Here is a 26,222-nt window from a genome sequence, read left to right as displayed (position 1 = left end):
TCCACACCGCCATGATCCAACCACCTTTCCGCTTGTCCATTTATAGCCCGCTAAGTTTCCTGTATTAATTCTATAAACGGGAATAAGGGTTTAGAACGCTTGGAGCAGCCGCATTTACTTAAAAAGAATGAAAAAAGCCGCCCGGCATGGACGGCCTTGTATCCTTAAAGCTCTCTGCGCCCTTCAAGGGCTTTGGACAATGTCACTTCATCGGCGTATTCCAGGTCGCCGCCGACAGGCAAGCCATGCGCGATCCGCGTCACCCGGATGCCGAAGGGCCGTACGAGCCGCGAAATGTACATAGCGGTCGCTTCCCCTTCAATATTGGGGTTGGTGGCAAGGATAAGCTCCTGCACCCGCTCGTCCTCCAGGCGGCGAAGCAGCTCCGCGATCCGGATCTCCTCCGGACCGATTCCCTCGATCGGAGATATGGCTCCCTGGAGCACATGATACTGTCCGTTGAATTCCTTGGTCCTCTCCATCGCAACCAGATCTCTGGATTCCTGGACCACACAGATGGAGGAATGGTCCCTGGACTTGTCCTGGCAGATCCGGCAAGGGTCGGTGTCGGTGATATTGCAGCAGACGGAACAAAAATGAAGGTTCCGCTTGACGCTGACAAGAGCTTTTGCAAAGTCGATGACATCGTCTTCCTTCATCTTAAGGACATGAAAAGCCAGCCTGGCAGCCGTCTTCGGCCCGATGCCGGGAAGGCGGGTGAAGGAATCGATCAGTTTGGCTATGGGTTCCGGATAATACAAGGAATCAGCTCCATCCATAAAATAAGGACGGCCCTGCCGGAATGCGAAGGGCCGTCCATGGCTGCTGCAAGAGCAGCTGTCTATGCGGTCCTAATGGACCCGCAGGCTTTAGAACAAGCCAGGAATTTTCATGCCGCCGGTGAATTTGCCCATGTCCTTGTTCGCCAGCTCGTCAGCCTTGGTGATGGCATCATTGACAGCTGTGAGCACAAGATCCTGAAGCATTTCCACGTCGTCGGGATCGACCGCTTCCGGCTTGATCGCGATGCTGATCAGCTTCTTATGTCCGTTCACGACAGCCGTGACGACACCGCCGCCAGCGGAGCCTTCAACGTTCTTCGTTTCAAGCTCCTCTTGAGCCTTGAGCATCTGCTCCTGCATCTTCTTGACCTGTTTCATCATTTGGTTCATGTTGTTCATCGTCATCACCTCATAATTGGAATTAAGATCAATGTCAGTCCTTCTTCAGCTCGACCAGGTCTTCCCCGAACAGACGGACCGCCTCTTCCACCCATTCCGGCCGCGCCGGAGCTTGCGGCGGATCGTCGTGGCTAAGCTCCAGCGGCGCCGAAGCACGTTCCGAGACAGCGCCGGAGCTCGCTTGCTGCCAGTCCTTTTGCATGACGGTGGATAGAGATAATGACCGGCCGAAGGCTTCCTGAAGCACTTTCTCGATGAGCTCGCGATTCGCCTGCTTTTCGGTCGTTTCCCGATGGATCGTGTTTTTGAACGCGACGAGCACGGAGTCGCCGGTGGAAGCTACCGGTTCGCCGTCCACGAGCCACGCATGGACCGTAACCCTTGCGTCTTTGACCCGGGCCAGCACTTCGCTCCATTTCGCTCGGAGCTGAGCGGTCTCGGAGTTTGAAAGAGCCGCCAAATAGGGATCCAGCTTGACGTTCCGTACGGAACCGCTGCCGGAACGAGGGCCGAATCCCCCTCCGCGGCTCGCTCCTCCTCGAACGGCGCTGCCGGAAGCGGATGCCTCGGGAGCCGCCGCTGCCGGAGCGCTGCCGGAGCGCTGCAGCTGCTCGATCTTGCGCTCCAGATCGTCGATCCGCTGGAGCAGCCGCCCTGTCTCTGGGGATGCTTGAGGCGCCGCGGCGCCGGCTGCCGAAGCTGCCGAGGATTGGCTGCCGCCTTCGGGCATCGTGGCGATTTTGAGAAGCGCCACCTCGAAGAGCGTCTGCGGGTGAGCGGCATGCCTCATTTCGTTGTGGTAGCGGTTGAGCTCGTCGATCATCCGGAAGATCCGGTCAGCCGAGAATCCTTCGGCCATAGATTGGAACCGGGTAGGATCCGAGACGCGCCCCATCGCCTCGGCGCTGCCCGGAGCAAGCTTGAGCACGAGCAGATCCCGGAAATAATACATGAGGTTCTCCAAGCATTTGTCCGGGCTTTTGCCCGCTTGCATGAGGCCTTCCACTAGAGGAAGGATCGCTCCCGCGTCCCTGTCCCGGACGGCGTCCGCGATGCCCGCGAACTGCTGCGCGGCAAGGCCGCCGGTGACGTCGACCGCGCCTTCGAGCGTGATCGTCTCGGAGCCGAACGCCGCCGCCTGCTCCAGCAGGCTGATCGCATCGCGCATGCCTCCGTCGGACAGCCTGGCGATATAGTCGATCGCTTCCGGTTCGGCGCGAATGCCTTCTTCCTTGCAGATCTCGGTCAGCCTCTCCACTTGCTCCTCCAGCGACACCTGCCTGAAGTCGAAGCGCTGGCAGCGGGAGATGATGGTGGGTGGAAGCTTGTGCGGCTCGGTCGTCGCCAAAATGAAGATGACATGGCTCGGAGGTTCCTCCAGCGTCTTCAGCAAAGCATTGAACGCTTCCGTAGTCAGCATATGGACTTCGTCGATGATATAAACCTTGTATCGCACTTCCGAAGGAGCGTATCTTACATTGTCCCTGATCTCGCGGATTTCATCAATGCCGCGGTTGGAAGCGGCGTCAATCTCCACGACATCCATAACGGTGCCGGCGGTGATTCCCCGGCAGGCGCCGCATTCGTTGCACGGCTCGGGAGCGGGTCCGAGCTCGCAATTGACGGCTTTGGCGAAAATCTTGGCAGCGGAAGTCTTGCCCGTGCCCCGCGGCCCGTTGAACAAGTAAGCATGCGCAATGCGCTGCTCGCGGATGGCGTTCTGCAGCGTCTGCCTGATATGCTGTTGTCCTACCATGTCCCGGAACGTCTGAGGACGCCAAGCACGGTATAAGGCGATATGGGTCAAGATGCAGGCTTCCTTTCCGGCCGGCCTCGGCCGTTATTTCGTCTCTCCATTATACAATACCGCTTCCTGCCCGGCAAAGGAATCCGCCCCGGAACATCGGAGGCAGCCGTGGAGGAATGCGCGAAGCTTTTCTAAATGAGAATATAAAAAAAACGCCCGGAAGACCTCCTCACGAAGAGTCGGACTCCAGACGTTGCTCTGCTTAGTTAGGACCGTGCACCTGCCCTCGATCCATGCGGTCCAGCAGGCATTCCTGATTCCAGCTCGGGTCAGGCACTCCTCCGGCACATGAACGCGCCTGCTTACGGCTGCTTCCTTCCGGACCTGACCGGGTTCACAAGTGTCCATTGCGGAGGACCCATCCTTCAACGCTGTTCCTAGGCGCCATACACTGCAACGCATAACCTACGGCAGGAATTCAACCTCGCTATAGCGGATTGCGAGTTACAGGGCACCGCTACCTCCCCATCTAGCACGGCAGATTTTCAGTATAGCCCATTTGCACGGCTTCTGCAACCGGCCTTCGTCTCCCTGCTCCAGGGAAAGAAAGGCGCTGTCTCCTTACGTAGCCAGGCGGGCAATGATTTTATAGCGGGGCATGTTGAAGGCGAGCTGCGACTCCACGCGGCTGCGCACCTGCTCCCGCTGAGCGGCGCTCAGCCCCTCTTTAGGCGTCACGTAAGCCCGGAGCGTCGGGCCGTCGAAAGCAAGACGGACCGTTTTCACCCCTTGAACCTCCTTGACCTTGAGCTCTGCGAAGTCCGCATCCTGCTGGTAGTTCTGCGAATGCGGAGTATTGGGCAGACGAGGGTTCGTATTGGTCAAGCCGAGATGTCCGTCCTGCCCGTAGCTCTTCACCCGGTTATGCTCCGGACTGCCGCCGCAGCCGGACAGCAGAGCGGCGCCGAGCAGAAGCACGCAAACGGCCCGAAGAGGCTTATTGGTATGGAAGCGAAATGTTGATGTCAATTAAAAAACCTCCCTTCAGTCCATAGGATGGCTGAGGGAGGTTCTTCTATGCCGCCAATTTCTGGCAGTCGATTAGATGCCGTATTTCTTTTTGAAACGGTCTACGCGGCCGCCGGCATCCAGGAATTTCTGTTTGCCTGTGAAGAACGGGTGGCAAGCGGAGCAGATCTCCACGCGCAGGTTCGGTTTAACGGAACCCGTCTCGAACGTGTTGCCGCAAGCGCAAGTAGCCGTAGTCACGTGGTATTTCGGATGAATAGCCTCTTTCATCGTCTTTCACCTCTTTCTGCCCTGAGCTTCAAGCGAGCCCAGAGTTATGCATACCTGAATATTATATCACGGACAAGTGCCGTAAGCAATAGGATTGCTGCGGCCGCTGGCACGGGCTTGTACCCGAGCCGCCGGCGCAGGACGGCCAGCAAGCTTGATCAGGATCGATTTCAGCGATGCCTCGCCAGCCGGGACGGCGGCACATGCGTGTATGAGCCGATGACGACGCCCGGCAGCTCCTCGCGGAAAATCTCCAGCATCTGCTTCATGCCGTAGATCTCGCCGCGCGCCTTCGGAATCAGGTTCAGGTACGCTTCCGGATCAATGTTGAGGTTGCGCATCTGAATCAGCTTGAGATCCGTCCGGCGGACGAACTCGATCATCGCCTCCATCTCCTCCTCGCGGTCGGTGACACCCGGGAAGATGAGATAGTTGATGGAGGTGTAGACGCCTTGGTCGGCGGCATAACGCAAGGACTTCTCCACATTTTTGAGCGTATAGGCCCGAGGCTTGTAGTACGCGTTGTAATGGTCGTCCAGCGCGCTGATCGTACTCACCCTCATCAAATCGAGGCCGGCATCGACGATCGCCCGCATGAAGTCCGTGAGCCCGGCGTTCGTGTTGATGTTGATGTAGCCCATCGACGTCTGCTCGCGGACTCTCTTCATCGCCTCCACGATAATCTTGACCTGGGTGGACGGCTCGCCCTCGCAGCCTTGGCCGAAGCTGATGATCGCATCTGGAGTCTTCAGCTGCTCCAGCATGATCTCCACGACTTCGTCGACGGTCGGCTTGAAGTTCATGCGGGTCTGCGGAGCCGGGAACGCGCTGTCCTCCGGCTGCTCGGAAATGCATCCGAAGCAGCCTGCGTTGCAGGAATAGGAAACCGGGACGGCTCCTTCCCAGCGCTGCAGGAACGTGTTGGACGCCGTAAGGCATTCGTAGCCGAGCGCGCAATGGGACAAATGCTTGTACAGCCTGTTGTCCGGATATTTCGCCAGCAGCTCTTCCACCTTCACGTTCAGTTCCTTGGCATCGCAGTTGAGCGGATTCCAGCGCTCGGGATCGTCGCTGCGCTCGGCCGCGACATGGAAGCCGCCGTCCTTCCAGACGACGGAGGTGTAGCCGAACAGCGGCAGGACGGCGTTTTTGTCCGCCTTGACGTATCCGGGCAGATTAAGCCGCGTATAGCCTTGGGGAAGCAGCGCGCCTACAGCCTGATAGGATCCCGGCAGCACTTCCATCTCCCCGGTGCGGGAGTTGATGCCGACCGGGCGAGTGCCCGGCAGGCCGACGAGAGTCGCTCCCTCCGGAAGGGGGATAAGCTCCTCGTCCATGATTTCCACGACGACGTCGCCGCTGCGGCCAAGCCCGATCCAGTCGGGATGGTCATATAAATTGCCTTGTTCATCGGCATATACAAGATTCATGATGTCCTCCTAAAATCTGTAGCGCCCGGCGGGGCTTATTCCGCCGGGGACTCATCCGCAGGAGCGGACTTGGATCGTGTTGTGCGGCGGGTCGTTCCGGCGGCCGGCTTGTCGGCTGCCGCCGCGCGCGGAGCGCGAGCGCGCTTCGGCGCGGCCGGAGCCGCTGCGGCGTCCGCAGGCGAAGCTGCGGCAGCCGTCTCGGCGCCGGCTTGCGGCGCGGTCTCGGCGGCAGGCGAAGCTGCCGCCTTGGATGCGCGCGGGGCGCGCGGCGAAGCCGACGCGGCGCGAGTGCGCTTGGCCGCCGGCTCGGCAGCGGCGGACGCTTCCGGCGCAGCCGGCGGCGCGGCAGGCGCGGCGTCCTGCGCCGGCTGCTGCGCCTTGGCAGCGCGCGGAGCCGCTGCCCGCGGCGAAGCGGCGCGAGTGCGCGCCGGGGCCGCCGCAGGTGCTTCGGCAGCGGCCGATGCCGCAGGCGTCTCGCTGCGCGGAGGAGCTTGCGGCTCAGGCGCAGGCGCGCTCGCTGCTGCGCTGACCGCCGCATCCGGGCGCATGGACTCGCCCTGCGGCTCAGGCTGCGGCGATGCCGGCCTTGCCGCTGCGGCAGGGCGCACGGCATCCGGCCGCGCTTCAAGCTGCGGCGCGGAAGCCGGCTTCGCCGCTCCGGCTTCGCCGGATGCTGCAGGCCGGCTTGCCGGACGCTCGGCGGCGCCGGTCAAGCCCTGCTCCGGAGCGGAGCCGCCGAAGCGCTGCTCCGTGACTGCCGGTCGCGTCGGAGCGGAATATCCGCCCGGGCGCTGTCCGCTGCTTATCGGACGAGAGCCGACCGGACGTGTCCCCGGACGGGATACCCCGCTGCCTGCAGGACGATTGCTTCCGTAGGACGAGCTGCCGCTCGCGCCTCCAGGACGAGAACTGTAGCCTTCCGTCCGCCCCGGCGGCGCAGAGGTCGGCGAAGAGCTGCCGCCGATGCCCGCGACCTGAGCCGTCTGGCCGGAAGATCCTTGCCGATAAGCGCCGGTTCCGTTGCCGCCCCTATAGCTGGACGTGTTGGACACGATCGGGCTGCCGCCCGCCGGCCCGCTGGCAGGGCTCCCTCCAGCCGTCGCGGAAGGGGCGCTGCCTGTGCTTCCCCGCGCGCCGCTCTTCGACTCCAGCGTGGTCAGGAATTCGGCGTTCGTCTTCGTCTCGCCCAGCCTCTTCAGGAAATTGTCCACGAATTCCATGGAATCGTTCATATTCTTGCGGATGACCCAGATTTTATCCAGCTCTTCCTTCGTCAGCAAGAGGTCCTCGCGGCGCGTACCTGAACGGCGGATATCCAGCGCAGGGAAGATGCGGCGCTCAGCCAGCTTGCGGTCGAGATGAAGCTCCATGTTGCCCGTTCCTTTGAACTCTTCATAAATGATGTCGTCCATCCGGGAACCCGTGTCGATCAGCGCCGTGGCCAGGATGGTCAGGCTGCCGCCTTCCTCGATGTTCCGCGCCGAGCCGAAGAAGCGCTTCGGGCGATGGAAGGCAGCCGGATCGATGCCGCCGCTCAGCGTGCGTCCGGACGGCGGGATGACCAGGTTATAGGCCCGTGCGAGGCGGGTAATGCTGTCGAGAAGGATCACGACATCCTTCTTGTGCTCGACCATGCGCAGAGCGCGTTCCAGCACAAGCTCCGCAACCTTGATATGGTTCTCCGGCAGCTCATCGAATGTCGAGGCGACAACTTCGCCCCGCACGGAGCGCTGCATGTCCGTCACTTCCTCCGGCCTTTCGTCGATCAGCAGCACGAACAGTTCGATCTCCGGGTTGTTTTCCGAAATGCTGTTCGCAATTTCCTTCAGCAGAAGCGTTTTGCCGGCTTTGGGAGGAGCAACGATCAGGCCGCGCTGGCCAAGTCCGACCGGCGCGAGCAAATCCATGATTCGGGTGGACAAACGATGCGGAGTCGTTTCAAGGACAAGTTTCTTTTGCGGGAACAATGGGGTCAAGGCAGGGAAATGCAAGCGGTCGGCAGCCGTTTCGGGGCTCATGCCGTTGACGGCATTGACTTGGAGAAGTCCGAAGTAGCGCTCGCTTTCTTTTGGCGGACGACATTTGCCCGATACGAGGTCGCCGCTGCGCAGGTCGAACCTCCGAATCTGGGAAGCCGAAATGTAGATATCCTCATTGCTCGGAAGATAGTTGATCGGACGTAAAAATCCAAAGCCCTCCGGCAGGATGTCCAGCACGCCCTGCATGAACAGAAGCCCGCCTCGTTCCGCCTGAGCGCGAAGAATGGCAAACACAAGCTCTTTCTTTCTCATCTGGTTGAAGCTCGGCACCTCATACTGCTTGGCGAGCTTATACAGATCGTTCAATGTCATTACTTCCAGATCGGCGATCTGAAAATCACTCATTTTCTCACCACTTTATTCAGTTTTCACACCTTACCTCTTACCTCAAGAAGGGACGGTTCTAATCCTATCTGAATCTATAAGATCTATTCTTTCATTCTATCCGGCTGCACCGCGGTCTATTCCGCATCCGCGCCGGCCTTGCATCAGGTCGGAAAGTCGGGACGGGATTCTCAGGAGGCCGGGACTGTCCCCCCGCCGGTCGAGCTCAGCCTCATGCTCGTTCAGCTCAGGGAGTCCTGGCAAAAAAAACGGAGCAGGCCGGCATCGGCCTGCATCGCTCAGAGGAAAAAAACCGGAGTCGATCGGTCGGAAAGGGAACTAGTGGTTCTCGCGCCACACTTCGGCGCCGAGACGGCGGAGATTGTCGACGAGATTGTCGTAACCCCGGTCGATATATTCAACGCCAGATATCTCGGTAATCCCGTCAGCGACGGTCAGACCGGCCACGACGAGCGCGGCTCCGGCACGCAGATCGGATGCTTTGACCTTGGCCGCGTTGAGCCGGCTGCCTTCGATGATGGCCGAACGCCCTTCCACGCGGATATTGGCTCCCATCCGCGCCAGCTCGGGTATATGCTTGAACCGGTTGCTGTACACGTAGTCCGTGAGGATGCTCACGCCCGAAGCCTGGGTCAGCAGGCTCGTCATCGGAGATTGGAGATCCGTGGCGAAGCCCGGATAGACGAGCGCGCGGACATCGATCGCCTCATAGTCCGGCCTGCCGATGATGCGGATCGATTCGTCCATTTCCACCACGCCGACGCCCATCTCCAGAAGCTTGGCGCTCATGGCCTCCATGTGCTTCGGAATGACGCCGTCGATCGTAACGTCGCCTCTCGTCGCGGCTGCCGCGATCATGTACGTGCCGGCCTGGATACGGTCCGGGATGATGGAATGACGGCAGCCGTGCATGCTGTCTACGCCTTCGATCCGGATCGTCTCCGTGCCCGCCCCTTTGATCCTGGCCCCCATCGCGTTGAGCAGCGTGGCCACATCGATGATCTCAGGCTCTTTTGCGGCATTTTCAATCGTCGTAAGGCCTTTGGCGCGCGATGCCGCGAGCATGATGTTGATCGTCGCCCCGACGCTGACGACATCGAGATATATTTTCGCTCCGCGAAGCTCCTTGGCGGAGATCCGGATCGAGCCGTGATCGTTCGACACTTCGGCTCCAAGCGCTTCGAAGCCTTTGATATGCTGATCGATCGGACGAGGCTCGAAATTGCATCCGCCCGGAAGGCCGATGACGGCCTCTCCGAACCGGCCGAGCAGCGCTCCCATCAAGTAGTAGGAAGCCCGCAGCAGCTTCACCTTGCCGTTGGGCATGGCGGCCGACTGCAGGTTCGATGCGTCGATCCGCATCGTGTCCCCGCTCCAGGATACGCCGGCCCCGAGCTGCTCCAGAATTTCGGCGTAGACTGCCACATCGCTTAGATGCGGAAGATTGTCCAGGACGACTTCGGATTCCGCTAAAATAGCAGCGGGCAGCAGCGCAACCGCGCTGTTCTTGGCCCCGCTGATCTGTACCGTGCCCCGCAGCGGGAGTCCGCCGCGAACCATTAATTTCTCCATCGCTGATAAATCCTCCCCGGGAAGAACAAACATCCTCCGGCCGCATCGCGGCCGGCCGCGCCTGGCGGTGCTTGAGCTGTAGATAAAGGATAAACGCCTCGCTGCACGAGTGGCTCGAGTTCGCCAAATGGACAGCGCTGCTATATAAGACGTTGAACTATGGGACTAGGTTGCCGCGGCATCTGCCGGGTTCTGAAGGATAGGGAAAAGCGGCGAAAGGCGGGCGCAGCCAGCGCGCCGAAATCCGCCTCGCCGTGGAAATGCCGCTATCGCGCTTGCGTGGTCTTGAGGAATGGGGCCGATCCGAACCGGCAGCCGTCGCTTGCTTGAGCGCCGGATCCGCTTCATCCGCTGCATTCGGCATCTATGGGTACAGCTTGGCATTCACGCATGAGAAGCAAGCCCAGTGCCCAGGCTCGTCATTCTGGGCCATTATAACATACTTGAAGTTGAGATGTGTACAGACGCGGCCTCTCCCCGGCCCCTCCATCATCTCCCAATCGCGGATAGCGGGCAAAAAAAAAGGTCCTTGCTCAGGACCCGATGGCGTACTTGTTGTTCTCCCCGTCGCGGCGGAGCTGCATATTGACGGCCAGCCTCATCTCGTCGATATCGAACGGCTTCGTAAAGTGCATGACTGCTCCCAAATCCGTCGCTTCCTTGATCATATCGAGTTCTCCGTAAGCTGTCATCATGATGACCTTGATGCTCCGGTCGATTGTTTTCACGTGCTTCAGGATTTCCAGTCCATCCATGCCGGGAATTTTCATGTCCAGCAGGACCAGATCCGGATTCTCATTGCGGACGATGTCCAGAGCCAGCTTGCCGTTGGAAGCCTGGAAGGTCGTATACCCTTCGCTTGTGAATACCTCCATGAGCAAGACCCGGATTCCATTCTGATCGTCGACAATCAGTACCTTTTTCTTGTCCATTTCTCTACCTCCCGAGTAGTGGTCGTTTTATCTGCAGGACAAAAGCGGCCCGTAGCATCTCATGCATCGGCGCGGCATTAAAATAGGTCTGTTCCCTGTCTATTCGACCCCTTGTTTCCGTTTTCCTTCTTCGTTATTCAAAAAACCGCCTCCATCTCCCAAAGGAGATGAAAGCGGAATCTCCCTTGGCCGGCTCCTATTCGGAGAGCTGCAGAGAGGCGTTCACAAAGCCGCGGAACAGAGCCTGCGGACGGTTCGGACGGGAGGTGAATTCGGGATGGAACTGGACGGCCAGGAACCACGGATGCTCCGGCAGCTCGACCATTTCCACAAGCCGTCCGTCCGGGGAAGTTCCGGAAATGCGCAACCCGGCCTTTTCAATCGCCTCGCGGTACTGGTTGTTGAACTCGTACCGGTGGCGGTGGCGCTCGTAGACGAGCTCGTCATCGTACGTGCGCGCGGCCAGCGAGCCTTCCGCCAGCTTGCATGGATAGAGGCCAAGCCGCATCGTGCCGCCCATGTCCTCGATGTCCTTTTGTTCAGGGAGCAGGTCGATGACAGGATAAGGCGTCGTCGGGTTGATCTCGGAGCTGTTGGCGCCCTGCATGCCGACGACGTTCCGGGCATATTCAATGACGGCAACCTGCATGCCGAGGCAGATGCCGAAGAACGGAATACGCTGCTCTCGGGCATAACGGATCGCCGCGACCTTGCCTTCGATTCCCCGGTCCCCGAAACCGCCAGGCACCAGAATGCCGTTCACGCCTTGCAGCGCTTCAGCTGCATTGCCGTCCGTCAGCTCTTCGGCGTCCACCCAGCGGATGCTCACTTCGGAATCGGCCTCGATGCCGGCATGGGCAAGGGACTCCACGATGCTGAGGTAGGCGTCGTGCAGAGCGACGTATTTGCCGACAATGGCGACTTCCGTCTTGCGCTTGAGGTTTTTCACGCGGTTGACGAGCGCTTTCCACTCGGTCATCTCCGGCTGCGGGACATCAAGCTTCAGATGGTTGACGACGTACTCGTCCAGACCTTGCTCCTGAAGCATCAGAGGAACCTCGTACAGCGTCGAGGCATCGCGGCATTCAACGACGGCGTTCGGATCGATGTCGCAGAACAGAGCGATTTTGCGCTTCATTTCCTCGGAGATGGCTTTCTCCGTACGGCAGACGATGACGTTCGGCTGAATGCCGATGCTGCGCAGCTCCTTGACGCTATGCTGCGTCGGCTTTGTCTTCACTTCGCCGGCAGCCTTGATATAAGGAATGAGCGTGACATGCACATACATGACGTTGTCGCGGCCGATATCGCTCTTGATCTGGCGGATGGCCTCCAGGAACGGAAGGCTCTCGATATCCCCGACCGTGCCGCCGATTTCCGTGATGACGACATCGGAGCCGGCTTCACGTCCCGCGCGGAACACGCGCTCCTTGATTTCGTTGGTAATATGGGGGATGACCTGGACCGTGCCTCCGAGGTATTCGCCGCGGCGTTCCTTCGTAATGACGGAGGAGTAGATCTTGCCGGTCGTGACGTTGCTATTCTTGGACAGATTGATATCGATGAAACGCTCGTAATGGCCCAGATCCAGATCCGTTTCCGCGCCGTCGTCCGTCACGAATACTTCTCCGTGCTGATAGGGGCTCATCGTTCCCGGGTCCACGTTGATGTAGGGGTCGAATTTTTGAATCGTTACCTTAAGGCCCCGGTTCTTGAGCAATCTTCCAAGCGATGCCGCGGTAATCCCTTTGCCCAGGGATGAAACCACGCCGCCTGTCACAAAAATATATTTCGTCACTGTGTGTACCCTCCATGCTCCATTGGTCTGATTAGATTGCCCAGGCACGCCTTGCTTCATGGCATTCCTGCCTTATAAAAACAAAAAAAGTGACACCCGTATTAAGGGGGCGCACTCCTGAATAACGACATTCGATATGGAGGCAATGCCGCCGTCCACCCCCGCGGGATGGCGTGCGCTCACTGCCTTTGAGCCGATAAAATACCACTAACCGCTCCAAAAGCCCATGCAATAGTTTACTTCACCGCTTGGCCTCTGTCAAGAACGGCAAAAGCCGGAACGATGTGGGATTCCCCCCATCCTTCCGGCCCGTCGCTGTCTTATTTCTCTTCTTCGTCCGCGTCGGCGTCGTCGTCGAAGTCGTCATCGTCTTCCTCGGACTCTTCGCCTTCCACCTCGCCGCCGCCTTCCTCATCGATCTCTTCGTCAACGGCGCTCTCTTCTTCTTCGGTCTCTTCGAACTCGCGGTCTTCGTCGAATACGTCGAAGTCCTCTTCGGTCTCCGTATAGGTGTCGTCCTCTTCTCCGTCGAATACTTCCTCGTCGTCGAGGTCGTCGTCGTCGTTGATGATCCGCGGACGCTTGGCGTTGGTGATCGGATCCTCGTTCTTCTCGACCGGATACCAGCGCTTGAGGCCCCAAGTATTGCTGCCTACGCAGGCAAACCGTCCGTCAATATTGATCTCCGTATAGACTTGGGCGATGACGTCGTTGACTTCGGCGTCCGTCAGCCCGCGGTACTTGGCGATTTCTTTCATCAGATCGCGGTAGTAAAAAGGCGTGTTCGCCGATTTCAGCACCTCGAAGGCCAGGTCGACCATCGGCATTTCGCGCAGACGCTCCGCATCGAATTTTTGAGATAGGTTCGTGCTCATGTAATCCAGACACATCCTCTCGGATAATCAAAATGGCCAGCCGATACAAGCTCGCCCTGCGTGCATAAGGTCATGGTACAGTCTTGTCCACAGTCAACCTATAGTAAAACCTATTTCAATTAAAAAATCAAGACGGCCAGGCGAGGAACGAGAACTGCCGCTGCAGCCATCCATCTCCCGGCAGGAAAACAGAAAAGCCGGCCAAGCCGGTCTAACAGCGACTATCCATTGAGCTTGAAGCCGATATAGGAGTGCCCGCAATTACATCCTCGGGTCCGATCGGGAAGGGAGCTTGTCTGCTGCACCGGAAAAAGCGCTTGAAACGGAAAGAACGAAGGGCTGCCCCTCCGCTCCCGACTGTATCCTCCCGGACTAGGCCAGAAGCTTCTGTCCGGTTTTTAAGAGCCCTGCGACTCTTGATGGTATAGTATGAGCGCCGGCGGGCGATTGACACGGATACGGAGCCTAAATATTGGCTGAAACGGGCAGGTGGCTCATGCGGGTCGCGTCACGGGATCATACACTATCCAAGCATTGTCCGTCAGGAGGGACATCGTCTTGGATAATTTGCTCCATTGGCTTCGCGACACCCTTTCCTCCACCGGCACCAAATGTCTGAATTACCTGATCGGCTTCCGGCATGAACGGGACTATAGAGCCTTCCTGGACGAGTGGAAGGCCTCTGCTCCCGCAACCAGCCTCCGCCTGCATCCCATTCCGCTGATCCGGGCCGTCACGTTCACGGCGCCGGCAGCTGCGGGCAAACCCCGTCTCCCCCCCGGGGTATGGATGGAGGAAGACCGCCTCGTGCGGGTAGAGGCCGCTCCCGCCGCGCGGGTTCCAGCCGAGAAGGGGCTTCCCTGGGGCGTACAGCAGATCAGAGCCCCGCTGGCTTGGAACCGCACGACTGGACACCGGATCAAGATCGGCGTCATTGATACCGGCATCGACCACAACCATCCCGACCTCAAGTCGTCCATAGGCAAAGGCATCAACCTGATCGACCGCACCCATCTGCCCCATGACGACAACGGCCATGGGACCCATATCGCCGGCACGATCGCCGCGGCCAACCAGCCGAGCGGCATGATCGGAGTCGCGCCCCGATCGATGGTGTACCCGGTCAAGGCTTTCGACCACAACGGAAGCGCCTTTGTCTCCGACATCATCCTCGGCATAGAATGGTGCGTGCGCAGCGGCATGCACATCATCAATATGAGCTTCGGGATGAGATCGCGCAGCAAGTCGCTGATGGCGGCCTGCGCCAACGCGATGAATGCCGGCGTCGTCATCGTCGCTTCATCCGGCAACGACGGCAAGCGCCGCTCGGTGGATTATCCGGCCCGTTATCCGCAGACGATCTCCGTCGGCGCCACCAATCGGCTCAGGCGCATCGCCGCATTCAGCAACCGGGGGCCGTACATTGATATCTATGCGCCCGGAGACCGGATTCATTCGGCCTGGATCAAAGGCAAGTACAACGAAATGAGCGGCACCTCCATGGCTACCTCCCATGTGAGCGGAGCGGTTGCGCTGCTGCTCGCCCGCTATCCCGAATTGACCCCTGCGGATATCAAGGCCATCCTCCGGAAATCCACGATACCGCTGCGGGGAGCCAAAAATGCCAGAACCCCCGGCGAGCTCGATGTGCCCAAAATGTTGAAAGCCGCAGAATCGTAATCGATTCTGCGGCTTTTTCGAGCGGCTCGGGATGATGCCGGCCTACATGCGCTCCGGAGCGGAGACGCCGATCAGGCGCAGGACATTCGCGATGACGGTCCGGACGGCGCCAAGCAGAGCCAGGCGGGCATGCGCCTGGGCCAAGTCTTCCGTGATGACGCGCTCGGCGCGGTAATAGCTGTGCAGCTGGGAAGCCAGCTCGTAGACATAGCGGACGAGCCGGTGCGGAGCATGCTGGTCAGCGGCCAGCTTGATTTCCTGCGGAAATTCCGCCATTTTGAGGAGCAGGTCGTATTCATGCTCGGTCGCCAGCTTGGACAGGTCCACTTCCGCCAGCGGCAGCGGGCTGATTCCCTGCTCCGCGGCTTGGCGAAGGATGCTGCAGATCCTTGCATGGGCGTACTGCACATAATAGACCGGATTCTCGTTGGAGGTCGATACGGCCAGGTCCATGTCGAAGTCCAGATGCGAGTCCATGCTGCGCATCGTGAAGAAGTAGCGGATGGCATCCACGCCGACCTCGTCCATCAGGTCCTCCATCGTGACGGCTTTGCCGGTACGCTTGGACATCTTGACCTTCTCGCCGTTCTGGAAGAGACTGACCATCTGGGCGATCAGGACGACAAGCTTGTCCGGATCGTTGCCGAGAGCTTCCATGGCCGCCTTCATGCGCGGTATGTAGCCGTGGTGGTCGGCGCCCCAGATATTGATCATCGTGTCGTAGCCGCGGCCGTATTTGTCGCGATGGTACGCGATATCCGGCGTCAGGTAGGTGTACGACCCGTCGTTCTTGATGAGGACGCGGTTCTTGTCGTCTCCGTATGCCGTCGTATTCAGCCAGGTGGCGCCTTCTTCCTCGTAGACCTGACCCTTGTCCCGAAGAGCGTCCAGGGCGTCGGTTACGAGCCCGGTCTCATACAGAGAAGTCTCGCTGTACCAGAGATCGAAGCGGACGCGGAAGCGTTCGAGATCGCGCTTGATCTTGCCCAGCTCGCGCTCCAGTCCGTAGGCCTTGAGGAAGGCGAAGCGTTCCGTATCGGCCAGCGAGAGCAGGGAATCGCCTTTTTCTTCGACGAGCTGCTTGGCGAAGCCGACGATGTCCTCTCCGTGATAGCCGTCCTCCGGCAGCTCGGCTTCCTGTCCGAGCTGCTGGCGGTAGCGGGCTTCGATCGACTTGGCCAGGTTGTTCACCTGGGCGCCGGCGTCATTGATGTAGTATTCACGGGTCACATCATTGCCCGCGAAATCAAGCACGTTGCACAGGGCGTCGCCGACGGCCGCGCCGCGGGCATGGCCCAGATGCAGGCTGCCGGTAGGATTGGCGCTGACGAACTCCATTTCCACGCGCTTGCCCGTGCTCTCGCCGCGGCCGTACGCATCGCCGGCTTCATGCACCTGGCCGATGACCGGATACAGGTACGAGCGGTCCAGGCGGAAGTTGATGAAGCCCGGGCCCGCGATATCCGCCGACAGGATGGACGCTTTCTCCTTGTCGAGATGGGCCAGGATCGCCTCGGCGATCTGACGCGGGTTTTTGCGTGCGATCTTGGTCAGCTGCATGGCGGCGTTGGTCGCCAGATCGCCGTGGGCCTTGTCGCGCGGCACCTCCAGCACGAATACAGGCAGCTCTTCGCGGGCGGCAAGCCCGGCGGCTACGGCTGCATCGGCAATCGCTCCGCTGATGGCGGCATAAACTTGTTCAAGCACGTTCTTACTCATGAATGGGTATCCTCCTGTATATGAAGCCGCAATTGAAAGCGGCCGCTTAACTGATCCTCGATCCGCAGCCGGTAGGTCCAAGCCAGCGTCAGCGGCAGCAAGCCGCCTGCAGCGCCCTCGGCGGACAGCGCCTCCGTCTCGACCGTCATCCGAAAAGCCAGATGGCCGGATGCATAGCTGCCCTCGCGGTTCGAGCCGGCTGCGAAAGTCTGCTCCGATTCTACTCCGCCGCGGCGCGTGAGACGAATCTCGTCCCCGCTCCACCGGATCAGCGTCCTCACGGCGCCATGCAGTTCGTCCCTCTCCTCGTAGCGGATGTATCGGCTCTTTCCTTTAGCGAAAAATTCGCCCTTGTGCGTGACGGGCGGAGCCGTTTCCCCGTCCTGGCTGCTGCGGATGGCAATAAGGACGGCGACGCGGCCTTCGTCCACGCCGGCTGCGCGGGCAGCTGCCCCGCCGTCGGCCGCGCTTTCCGCGATGGGCAAGCCGGCGGCTTCCGACGCCGACCGGCTTGTTTCGTGTTCGTTCATGCCGCAGGCTCACCCTCCGAATACTCGTCTGCACCGGGAAGATTCCTGGCAGAGAATCGCCCGGCGCGGCTCTCCGATGTTATCTTCCCTACTATAAACAGTTCATCCCTTGATTTCAACGGCTGGGGCGGCTGCAGCGGCGCGATAAACAGGAAATCCCATGCCCCCGGACAGCTGGCATGGGATGATTCTCCGCTTGAAGCGGCGGATGGAAGCCGGCCCTCCCGCCAGCCGAGAGCTGACCGGCAGCGGTCATTCCTTCAAATAGGGCAGCAGCATGCGCCACTTTTCGAGCCGATCCTCCAGCGTGCGCATGGCCGGGGTCGGAATCGGGCTGCTCGAAGGCAGACGCAGCAAATCCAGATGAGCAAGGCCGGGATGATCGGCAAAATGCTTGCGGTATATCTCGTAGGACTTGCTCCCGTTGAAGGCGAGCGCCTCTAGAGATGGATAACGGGCAGCGAGGCCGGGCAGATCGTTCGGAACCGCATTCCTGATGTTCATGTCCAGGCTGCCTTCCCTATGGCAATGGTCGATCATATCCCATAGGCCTATCCCTCGGCCGGCCGCGTAAGCAAGCCGGTCCCCGTACGCCTCATCCGGTTCCAGCCCGCGCAGCCCGTACAGCAGTCTCCATAAATAATTGCGCTCGTTCGCGTAATAACGCTGCTCCTGAAGCGACTTCGCCCCCGGCATGCTGCCAAGGATCAGCACTCTCGCCCCGTCGCCTATCATCGGAGGAAACGAGCGGACCTTGACCTTGTCCTTATCCTCGTCCAAGTCCGTCTCACCTCAACGAAGAAATCCGGCGGGCGGCCCGCGGCCCGAAGCCGCAGTCCGTCACCTGCCGGATTTCAAAAGATAAAGCCCCGACGCGAGCCGCCGAGCCCGCCCTGGTCAGGAATTGCCCCGGAAGGCAGGCGGCGTCCCGTGAAGCTTTTCGATCTTGCTGCAAATCTCGTGATGCCACTCTGTGTCGCCCGTCATCGATGCGATCAGGGACATATTGTACAAATTCGCCAGCCGCCTGCAGTGGGAAGCGTTGACCGCCAGGCAGTGCTCGAAGTCCGCCTGTTCTTCGTCCGTCAAGGCACGGCGTTCGCGAATGGTCCACAGCTCGGCCAGATGTTCATGTATCGGCAGCAATCCCACCTGAGTTGCACCTCCTTGTATTCTATCAGCCAGTATCGCCAAAGAACTAGAGGTCCAAGCACGCTGAACGAAAAAATTCGGCTCCCCGATGACAAGCCGCCTATCCCGGAAAAGGACTTCCGGCTTCTAAAGGGAGGGCTGCCGTTCCCGGAATGAAAAACGGCCGGCCCTGGCGGGCCGACCGGCTTGAATCCCTTTACTTGATGAAGCCAAGCAGCATTTCGCGGATGACCTTGGAGGCGACGATCTGCGTCTGCTCCGTCGGATCATAAGCCGGGGCTACCTCGACCAGGTCGCAGCCGACGACGTTGACGCCGGACTTCGCGATAGCATGGACCGCCTCAAGCAGCTCCTTGCTCGTGATGCCGCCTGCTTCCGCAGTGCCGGTGCCCGGCGCGGCGGAAGGATCCAGCACGTCGATGTCGATCGTCAGGTAGACCGGACGGCCAGCCAGCTCAGGCAGCACCTTCTTCAGCGGCTCGAGCACCTCGAACGGATGGAAGTTGATATTCTCGCGGGCATACTGCCACTCCTCGCGGGAGCCGGAGCGGATGCCGAACTGATAGATGTTCTTGCCGCCCATCAGGCCGGCTGCCTTGCGCAGCGGCGTGGAGTGAGACAGCGGCTCGCCTTCGTACGACTCGCGCAGATCGGCGTGAGCGTCGAAATGGATGATCGCGAGGTCCGGATATTTCTTGTAGACCTCCTGGAAGATCGGCCAGCTGACGAGATGCTCGCCGCCGAGGCCGACCGGCATCTTGCCGTCAGCCAGAATGCCGGCCACGAACTCGCCGATGATGTCTAGCGAGCGGGCAGCGTTGCCGAACGGAAGCAGCAGGTCGCCGGCGTCGAAGTATTCGATCTCTTCGAGGCTGCGATCCAGGTACGGGCTGTATTCCTCCAGGCCGATCGACACCTCGCGGATGCGGGCGGGGCCGAAGCGGGAGCCTGGGCGGAAGCTCACGGTGAAGTCCATCGGCATGCCGTAGATGACAGCGCGGGAGGCTTCATAGTTCTCGGAGCTGAGGATGAAGACGTTGCCGGAGTATTTCTGGTCTATTTTCATTATTTCACCAGATCCTCGACGAACTTCGGCAGCACGAACGCGGCCTTGTGCAGGCGCGGCGTGTAGTACTTCGTCTCGCGCTCCGGAATGGCGGTCTCGTCCACTGCGAGCGGATCATGCTTCTTGGAGCCCATCGTGAAGGTCCACAGGCCGCTCGGATAGGTCGGAACGTTGGCCCAGAACACGCGCACGACCGGGAACACTTCCTTGACGTCGCGGTTGACGCTCTGGATGAGATCGGCCTTGAACCACGGGTTGTCCGTCTGGGCGACGAACAGGCCGTCGTCCTTCAGCGCCTCGTAGATGCCTTGGTAGAAGCCGCGCGTGAACAGGTTGGCCGCAGGGCCGACCGGCTCGGTGGAGTCGACCATGATGACGTCGTACTCGTTCTTGTGGTCGTGGATATGCATGAAGCCGTCGTTCACGTGGACCTCGACGCGAGCGTCGTCCAGTCCGGATGCGATGTTCGGCAGATATTTCTTGGAGTATTCAATGACCTTGCCGTCGATGTCGACGAGCACGACGCGCTTGACCTTCTCATGCTTGAGGATCTCGCGCACGACACCCCCGTCGCCGCCGCCGACTACGAGCACCTGCTCCGGATTCGGATGCGTGTTGAGGGCCGGATGAGCGACCATCTCATGATAGACGAACTCGTCCTTGTCCGTCGTCATGACCATGCCGTCGAGGACAAGCATCGTGCCGAACTCATCGGTCTCCATCATGGCGAGCTGCTGGAAGTCCGTCTGCTCGTTGACGTAGGTTTCTTTGATTTTGGCCGTAATGCCGTAGGTTTCGGTTTGTTTCTCGGTATACCACAATTCCATGGTAAGAGTCCCTTCTTTCTTCTTCAGGTTGGGGACGGAAGGACCGTCCATCGGATGCTGACCGCCCCGGCAAGCCGGCCCAAGCAATACGGCCTCGCCAGCGATGGGATGGCGCACGTATGCGATGGAGCAACGAGATTATATGTGCTGAAGGCAATATCATCTAGGGCGTGAACTCGAAGCGCAGGGATGCCTGACAAGGCTCTTGCGCATCCATTTCTCCCGTTCAAAGGCGATACGGCAAAAGAAGCTTTTGTCGGATCTGCCTCCTTAAGGTCGACGGTTCAACCTGTATTATAGTCAAATCCCCCCTCCAATACAAACGTTTCCCCGTGATTTCTCGCGCTTTTCCGCCCTTTGAATAGAGGCCCTCCGAATTATCCATACTATGGAAAAAGATGTCGAATCCGGGAAAGGAACACATCCTCCATGAGCAATCCCCTCCGTCCCAGACGAAGGCTCTCCCGCGGCCGCGGCAAATCCGTCCTCCTCGGCCTCTCCGCCCTGCTTGCCGGGCGGCCGCTCCGGCTGCTCGGGCTGCTGGCCGGCACTGCGATATCCCTCGGACTGCTTGCGCTCAGCATCCTGCTGCTGTCGCTGCGCCTTCAATCGCTGCCCGCCTCCTCGGCTGTCCAGCTGACCGAGATCTACGACGCCTCCGGCCAGCTGATGGAATCGTTCCGCGCCGGCCAAAGCCGCGAATCCGTACCGCTGCAGCGGATATCCCCCTATCTCGTCCAGGCGACGCTCGCGATCGAAGACCACCGCTTCTACAAGCATGGCGGCTTCGACATGAAGGGCATGGCGCGGGCGGCGGCCGTGAACCTGGAGAGCGGCCGGGCGCGCCAAGGCGCCAGCACCATCACGCAGCAGCTGGCCCGCAACCTCTATCTGACGCATGAGCGGACCTGGAAGCGCAAGCTCAAGGAAGCGATGTACACCGCCCAGCTGGAGATGAACTATTCCAAGGATGAGATTCTCGGCATGTACTTGAACCAGATCTATTACGGGCACGGCGCCTACGGAATCGGCAAGGCGGCGAGGATGTACTTCGGCAAGAGCGCCGCCGAGCTGACGCTCGCGGAAAGCGCGATGCTCGCCGGCGTCCCCAAGGGCCCGAAATATTACTCGCCCTATATGGACATGGACAACGCGGTCCGCAGGCAGCGCCTGATTCTGAAAGCGATGCAGGACGCCGGCGACATCACGGCGGGGCAAGCGGACGAAGCCCGCGCGCAGAAGCTCGCGCTTCGTCCGCTGGAGCCGGGCGGCGCGGGCGGCGCGGCGCCCTACTTCCGCGATTACGTCCGCCAGACGGCCGTCGACCAGCTCGGACTGGACGAGCATCTCATCAGCGAAGGCGGCGTCCGCATCTACACGACGCTGGATCCCGCGGCGCAGAAGGCGGCGGAGCAGGCGATCCGCGCCTCCATTCCGGGCAGCTCGCAGCAGCAGGCTGCTCTCGTCGCCATCGATCCCCGGACCGGCTATATCAAAGCGATGGTCGGAGGGCTCGATTACCGGAGCGGTCCGTTCAACCGGGCTCTCGCCAGACGGCAGCCCGGCTCGTCATTCAAGCCGGTGCTCTATCTCGCCGCGCTGCAGAGCGGGCTGACCGCCGTAACGCCGTTCACCAGCGCCCCGACCGTCTTCGCTTACGACGAGGGACGCAAAAGCTATGCTCCCCGCAACTACAACGACCGTTACATGGGCGGGCCGATCTCGATGCGCGACGCCATCGCCAGCTCCGACAACACCTACGCGGTCAACACGATCATGCAGGTAGGCGCTGACAAGGTCATCGCCACCGCCAGAGCTCTCGGCCTCAGCTCCCCGATGCAGCCGGTTCCCTCGCTCGCGCTCGGCACCTATCCCGTCAGTCCGCTGGAGATGGCATCCGCCTTCGGCACGCTGGCAGCGGGAGGCCTCCGCGCCGCGCCGGTGTCGATCCTGCGCATCGAGGACAGCAAAGGAGAAACTCTCTATGAGGCGCAGCCCCGCCTCTCGAGAGCGGCAGCCGCTCCTTACGCCTACGTGCTGACCAGCCTCATGGAAAGCGTGTTCGAAACCGGAGGCACCGGCAGCCGCGTCTCGGGCATGATCCGCCGGCCGGTCGCCGGCAAGACCGGCACGACCGCAAGCGATGCCTGGCTCGTCGGCTATACGCCGGAGCTGGCTACCGCCGTATGGACCGGCTATGACAAAAACCGCCGCCTGACCTATTCGGAAGCCCATCGCGCCGCGCCGATCTTCGCCTCCTTCACGGAAAAGGCGCTGCAGGGAGTGACGCCGAAGCCGTTCATCGTTCCCGATGGGGTCGTCAGCGTCGCCGTCGATCCCGCGACCGGCCTGAAGGCCGCTGCCGGCTGCTCCGGATGGAGGATGGAGCTGTTCGTCTCGGGCACGGAGCCTCAGAGCTTCTGCCGGGAAGAAGCTCCGTCCGGCAGCGGAGCCCTGCCGAAGTCGGAGCCCCAGGGGCAGCCCGCTGCCAAAGGGTGGCTGGAAGGCATCCGCCACTGGTGGCGCAGGTGAAGCGGCAGCTGGGGACGGCAATTGGATGATTAAGGGAGAAGGCTGGAGTATAATGAAAGGGAATAACCGGATGATCAGGCACGCGACTATGAAAAAGGCAGGTGTCGACTGATGAAAGATCTCATGAACAAAGCTTTTTCCCTGGGGCTGGGGCTTGCCGCCTCGACCCGGGAGCAGGCCGAGAAGCTGGCGCAGGAGCTGAGCGCCAAAGGCGACATGAGCAAGGCCGATTCCCAGCAGTTCGTCAGCAGCATGATCCAGCGCGGGCAGGAAGCGAAGGGCAGCCTGGAAACGTTCGTCCGCGAGCGCGTCAAGGCGGTCACCGACGAGCTCAATCTCGTCCACCGGGAGGAATTGCAGCGGCTGGAGAAGCGGATCGCCGACCTGGAGTCCCGCCTCGGCATTCCTTCGGAGCATGCCGCCGCGACGGCCCCGGGCAGCACGCAGCTGGAGCAAGGCGCCTATGAAGGGACCGGCAAGGCCGGACCCGGAGTTCCGCCCGTCGTCGATCCCGGACCCGGACATCCGGACGCACCCGGACACAGCTCCGTCTCCGCCGTAACGGACGAGGCAGCGGAAGAGTCCGCCCGTCTGCGGGAGGAAAGAGATTCGCTTCAGGACGGCAAAGGAGAATGATGCTCGGCCGCCGAATCCGTCATCTGCAGCGCTACAGGGAAATCCTGCTCGCCTTCGCGCGCAACGGGTTCGGCTACTTCGTGCGGGAGCTCGGCCTCCTGAAGCTCATTCCCCACTGGAGAACGGTGGAGGAGCCCTCCCATACCGCGGCAAGAACGACCGGAGAACGTATCCGGTCTTTTTTGCAGGAGCTCGGTCCCGCCTTCGTCAAGCTCGGACAGATCGCCAGCACCCGGCATGATCTGCTCCCGGCCGACATCGTCGAGGAGCTGCGGCAGCTGCAGGACAAAGTGCCCCCCTTTTCATTCGAAGAAGCCCGGCGGGTGCTTGAGGAGGAGCTCGGCGCTCCTCTGGAATCCGTCTTCCTGGAATTCGGCCGCGAGCCCGTCGCCGCCGCCTCGATCGGACAAGTCCACTATGCAAGGCTGCTGTCCGGGGAGGAGGTCGCCGTCAAGATCCAGCGTCCCGGCATCCGCAAGATCGTGGATACAGACCTTGAGATCCTGCTCGATCTGGCCCGGATCGCGGAGAACCGGCTGCAGTGGGCAGCCCAGTACCAGGCAGCGGAGCTGGTGGAGGAGCTCGCCGCGTCGCTGGCTGCGGAGCTGGACTACACGCTTGAAGGGCGCAGCGCGGAGCGGATCGCCGCCCAGTTCAAGGACAACCCGAGAGTTCGGGTGCCGGCCATTTATTGGGATCTTTCCTCCAAGCGGGTCCTCACCATGGAATTCATGCGCGGCATCCAGCTGCATGACCGGGAGAGGCTGCGCCGGGAAGGCTATGAGCTGAAGGCGATCGCCGAGAGCGTCGCCGGCGTCATTCTGGAGCAGATTTTCGTCTCCGGCCTTTTTCACGCCGATCCCCATCCGGGAAACATCCTCGTCATGGAATGCCCGGAGGCCCTCCCCGGCAAGCCCGCTCCGGAGTCGGACAAGAAGCACCCGGTCATCGGGCTGCTCGACTTCGGCATGACGGGCCGCCTGACGCCGGGAATGAAGGGCCACTTCGCCTCGCTCGTCATCGCCCTGCGGCGCCAGAGCACCGACGGCGTCATCAAGGCGATCGACGAGATGGGGCTCATTCCGGAGGACGCGGACTGGCGGGAGCTTCGGCGGGACGTGGACAAGCTCAGGGAAAAATACTATCAGGTGCCCTTCAGCGAGATCAGCCTGGGCGAATCCGTCACGGATTTATTCCATGTTTCCTACAAGCACCGCATCCGGATGCCGTCCGATTTCATGCTCCTCGGAAAAGTCCTGCTTACGCTCGAAGGCGTCATCACAGCTCTCGATCCGGAATTCAGCGTCGTCAGCGTGGCGGAGCCGTTCGGCCGCCGGCTGCTGCTGGAGAGGCTGCATCCCGGGCGTCTGGCGGAGTCCGCAGCCGGCCATGCGATCGAATACGCCTCGCTGCTGAGCGAGATCCCCTCCCGCCTGCGCAGCCTCGGCCGCATCCTCATGCGCGGCAAGCTGCCGTTGGAGCTGTCGGTACCCGACGTGGACCGTGTCATGCAGCGGCTCGACCGGATCAGCGGCAGGCTCAGCTTCAGCATCGTGCTTCTGAGCTTCAGCATCATCATGGCCGGCCTCATCGTCGGCTCCTCGCTGGGCCGCCAGCCCGGCCTGCTGTCCCGGATACCGGCCCTCGAGATCGGCTTCGGGATCGCTGCGGCCATGTTCTTGTACATGCTGGTGTCCATCTTCCGCTCCGGCAAGAAATAACTGCGCACGAAGCCCCTCGCGGCCGGCCGCGAGGGGCTGTTTTGTGCCTCTCCGAGAGAAGAGGAAATGAGCCCGCCGAGGAGCTACAATAGAAGAAAACAGGAACGGGAGGGCGCCTGGATGAGGGTGACGATTCAAGATATCGCCAATGCCGCCAACGTGGCGAAATCCACGGTCTCCAAGGTGATGAGCGACTCGCCGCGCATCTCCGAGGCGACCAAGCAGCGGATCCGCGCCATCATGCGCGAAATGAACTATACGCCAAGCAGCCTCGCGACCCAGCTGGCCCGCCAGAGCAGCTTCAACATCGGCATGCTCGTCGACATGGCCCAGCGCGAGGATTTCCTCAACGCCTTCTTCTACAATATCATCGGAGGCGTGGAGAGCGTCATCGGCCCGCTCAGCTATGAGCTGACGATCTCGAACGTGCAGTACCACCAAAACGGGCCGAGCTATATGGAGAGGCTGGTGCGCAGCCGGCGCGTGGACGGGCTGATCGCCAGCAGCGAGCTGCTCACCGCCGACAACACGGCCGAGATGATGGATCTCGAATTCCCGCTCGTCTCGATCGGCGAGAACGGAAGCACTGTACACTGGGTCGATTACGACAACCGGCGCGGCGGCTACATGCTGACGGAGCATCTGCTGCAGCGGGGATGCTCCTCCGTAGCGTTCATCGGCGGCCACGTAGGGGGCAGCTTGTACGACAAGCGCTTCAGGGGCTATCGAGATGCGCTCTCCGCGGCCGGAATCGGATTCAGCCCCGATTGGGTGCTGGAAGGAACGGCCGACGAGCATGGCGGGTATGACATGGCGATTCGGCTGCTGTCGGAAGGCAGCCGTACGGACGGCGTCGTCTGCATGAGCAACTATGCGGCAGCCGGCCTGCTGCGCGCGGCGGACAAGCTCGGCGTCCGGGTGCCGCATGACCTTCTCGTCACCGCTTTCGACGATTATCCCCTGTCGGCATTCACCTCGCCTCCCCTTACCTGCCTTCACATCGACACGTTCGAGCTGGGCATCGAGGCGGGCAAGCTGCTCATGCAGCGGCTCTCCGATCCTGCCCTGCCGCGCCAATCGCGGCTGATCGAGCCTAGGCTCATCGTGCGCGAATCGACGGGCTGACCCCCTATCCTTTGGG

The 26,222-nt window shown here is 60.8% G+C and carries 22 protein-coding genes, 1 other RNA gene and 1 pseudogene (1 of these 24 only partly in view); 5 read left to right on the top strand and 19 right to left on the bottom strand.

Annotation, left to right across the window (positions count from 1 at the left end):
• The 13 genes and pseudogenes from AC06G8_RS01230 to rpoE all read right to left on the bottom strand — a co-directional run.
• On the bottom strand, nucleotides 1-13 hold the beginning of the coding sequence (locus AC06G8_RS01230; RefSeq protein ID WP_480284165.1) for a DUF2508 family protein. Its footprint begins 326 nt before the window's first position; the window shows 13 of its 339 coding nt (coding positions 1-13); it begins with the start codon at nucleotides 11-13; the stop codon falls past the left edge of the window.
• 151 nt (nucleotides 14-164) lie between these two features.
• Nucleotides 165-761, bottom strand: coding sequence for a recombination mediator RecR (recR, locus tag AC06G8_RS01225; protein ID WP_048749929.1), 597 nt, complete (start codon nucleotides 759-761; stop codon nucleotides 165-167).
• Nucleotides 762-869: 108 nt separating this feature from the next.
• Nucleotides 870-1,181, bottom strand: a complete 312-nt coding sequence (locus AC06G8_RS01220; RefSeq protein WP_048749931.1) for a YbaB/EbfC family nucleoid-associated protein — start codon at nucleotides 1,179-1,181, stop codon at nucleotides 870-872.
• A 34-nt stretch (nucleotides 1,182-1,215) separates the two neighbouring features.
• Nucleotides 1,216-2,988, bottom strand: a complete 1,773-nt coding sequence (gene dnaX / locus AC06G8_RS01215; protein WP_447665418.1) for a DNA polymerase III subunit gamma/tau — start codon at nucleotides 2,986-2,988, stop codon at nucleotides 1,216-1,218.
• A gap of 212 nt (nucleotides 2,989-3,200) precedes the next feature.
• An RNA gene (ffs, locus tag AC06G8_RS01210) (signal recognition particle sRNA large type) lies at nucleotides 3,201-3,466 on the bottom strand.
• A gap of 83 nt (nucleotides 3,467-3,549) precedes the next feature.
• Nucleotides 3,550-3,957: a hypothetical protein gene (locus tag AC06G8_RS01205; RefSeq protein ID WP_480284164.1), complete on the bottom strand. Its 408-nt coding sequence runs from the start codon at nucleotides 3,955-3,957 to the stop codon at nucleotides 3,550-3,552.
• Nucleotides 3,958-4,029: 72 nt separating this feature from the next.
• The gene (gene rpmE / locus AC06G8_RS01200; protein WP_021882051.1) at nucleotides 4,030-4,227 is read right to left on the bottom strand and encodes a 50S ribosomal protein L31; all 198 of its coding nucleotides are present in this window, start codon (nucleotides 4,225-4,227) and stop codon (nucleotides 4,030-4,032) included.
• Between the two features lie 170 nt (nucleotides 4,228-4,397).
• On the bottom strand, nucleotides 4,398-5,657 hold the full coding sequence (locus AC06G8_RS01195; RefSeq protein ID WP_480284163.1) for a radical SAM family protein: 1,260 nt from the start codon (nucleotides 5,655-5,657) through the stop codon (nucleotides 4,398-4,400).
• Between the two features lie 1,058 nt (nucleotides 5,658-6,715).
• Nucleotides 6,716-8,041 (bottom strand): annotated as a pseudogene (gene rho, locus AC06G8_RS01190) (transcription termination factor Rho); the annotation flags it as partial.
• A gap of 318 nt (nucleotides 8,042-8,359) precedes the next feature.
• The gene (locus AC06G8_RS01185; protein ID WP_447665023.1) at nucleotides 8,360-9,613 is read right to left on the bottom strand and encodes a UDP-N-acetylglucosamine 1-carboxyvinyltransferase; all 1,254 of its coding nucleotides are present in this window, start codon (nucleotides 9,611-9,613) and stop codon (nucleotides 8,360-8,362) included.
• A 533-nt stretch (nucleotides 9,614-10,146) separates the two neighbouring features.
• Nucleotides 10,147-10,545, bottom strand: coding sequence for a response regulator (locus tag AC06G8_RS01180; protein WP_480284162.1), 399 nt, complete (start codon nucleotides 10,543-10,545; stop codon nucleotides 10,147-10,149).
• A 196-nt stretch (nucleotides 10,546-10,741) separates the two neighbouring features.
• On the bottom strand, nucleotides 10,742-12,343 hold the full coding sequence (locus tag AC06G8_RS01175) for a CTP synthase (protein ID WP_447665024.1): 1,602 nt from the start codon (nucleotides 12,341-12,343) through the stop codon (nucleotides 10,742-10,744).
• Between the two features lie 320 nt (nucleotides 12,344-12,663).
• Nucleotides 12,664-13,218 (bottom strand): DNA-directed RNA polymerase subunit delta, encoded by a 555-nt coding sequence (gene rpoE, locus AC06G8_RS01170; RefSeq protein ID WP_447665025.1) that lies wholly within the window; start codon nucleotides 13,216-13,218, stop codon nucleotides 12,664-12,666.
• A 552-nt stretch (nucleotides 13,219-13,770) separates the two neighbouring features.
• Between rpoE and AC06G8_RS01165 the strand changes: the two genes are divergently transcribed.
• Nucleotides 13,771-14,898: a S8 family peptidase gene (locus tag AC06G8_RS01165; protein ID WP_447665083.1), complete on the top strand. Its 1,128-nt coding sequence runs from the start codon at nucleotides 13,771-13,773 to the stop codon at nucleotides 14,896-14,898.
• 42 nt (nucleotides 14,899-14,940) lie between these two features.
• On the opposite strand, the gene argS is transcribed toward AC06G8_RS01165, so the two are convergent.
• The 6 genes from argS to speE all read right to left on the bottom strand — a co-directional run bounded on the left by argS (nucleotide 14,941) and on the right by speE (nucleotide 20,192).
• Complete coding sequence (argS, locus tag AC06G8_RS01160; protein ID WP_480284161.1) at nucleotides 14,941-16,617, bottom strand: arginine--tRNA ligase; 1,677 nt, start codon at nucleotides 16,615-16,617, stop codon at nucleotides 14,941-14,943.
• Nucleotides 16,614-17,147, bottom strand: a complete 534-nt coding sequence (locus tag AC06G8_RS01155) for a YwiB family protein (protein ID WP_447665027.1) — start codon at nucleotides 17,145-17,147, stop codon at nucleotides 16,614-16,616. The genes argS and AC06G8_RS01155 overlap by 4 nt, the downstream gene beginning before the upstream one ends.
• Nucleotides 17,148-17,399: 252 nt before the next feature.
• Entirely contained in the window at nucleotides 17,400-17,927 is a 528-nt protein-coding gene (locus AC06G8_RS01150; protein WP_447665028.1) for a DNA-deoxyinosine glycosylase, read from the bottom strand.
• Between the two features lie 117 nt (nucleotides 17,928-18,044).
• Nucleotides 18,045-18,299, bottom strand: a complete 255-nt coding sequence (locus tag AC06G8_RS01145; RefSeq protein WP_447665029.1) for a DUF7667 family protein — start codon at nucleotides 18,297-18,299, stop codon at nucleotides 18,045-18,047.
• Nucleotides 18,300-18,495: 196 nt separating this feature from the next.
• Entirely contained in the window at nucleotides 18,496-19,365 is an 870-nt protein-coding gene (speB, locus tag AC06G8_RS01140; RefSeq protein WP_447665030.1) for an agmatinase, read from the bottom strand.
• Entirely contained in the window at nucleotides 19,365-20,192 is an 828-nt protein-coding gene (speE, locus tag AC06G8_RS01135; protein WP_480284160.1) for a polyamine aminopropyltransferase, read from the bottom strand. The genes speB and speE overlap by 1 nt, the downstream gene beginning before the upstream one ends.
• Nucleotides 20,193-20,621: 429 nt before the next feature.
• Here speE and AC06G8_RS01130 point away from each other — a divergent pair, with 429 nt between their 5' ends.
• The 4 genes from AC06G8_RS01130 to AC06G8_RS01115 all read left to right on the top strand — a co-directional run bounded on the left by AC06G8_RS01130 (nucleotide 20,622) and on the right by AC06G8_RS01115 (nucleotide 26,206).
• Complete coding sequence (locus AC06G8_RS01130) at nucleotides 20,622-22,724, top strand: transglycosylase domain-containing protein (RefSeq protein ID WP_480284159.1); 2,103 nt, start codon at nucleotides 20,622-20,624, stop codon at nucleotides 22,722-22,724.
• A gap of 111 nt (nucleotides 22,725-22,835) precedes the next feature.
• Nucleotides 22,836-23,360 (top strand): phasin family protein, encoded by a 525-nt coding sequence (locus AC06G8_RS01125; protein ID WP_480284158.1) that lies wholly within the window; start codon nucleotides 22,836-22,838, stop codon nucleotides 23,358-23,360.
• On the top strand, nucleotides 23,360-25,081 hold the full coding sequence (locus AC06G8_RS01120; RefSeq protein ID WP_480285362.1) for an ABC1 kinase family protein: 1,722 nt from the start codon (nucleotides 23,360-23,362) through the stop codon (nucleotides 25,079-25,081). The genes AC06G8_RS01125 and AC06G8_RS01120 overlap by 1 nt, the downstream gene beginning before the upstream one ends.
• A 120-nt stretch (nucleotides 25,082-25,201) precedes the next feature.
• Complete coding sequence (locus AC06G8_RS01115; protein ID WP_480284157.1) at nucleotides 25,202-26,206, top strand: LacI family DNA-binding transcriptional regulator; 1,005 nt, start codon at nucleotides 25,202-25,204, stop codon at nucleotides 26,204-26,206.
• Nucleotides 26,207-26,222 lie beyond the last annotated feature (16 nt).

It is taken from the genome of Paenibacillus sp. SJS-P3 (assembly GCF_056711585.1).
Note: the sequence above shows the minus strand (reverse complement) of the source record. Positions and strands in the feature narration are given on the sequence as shown.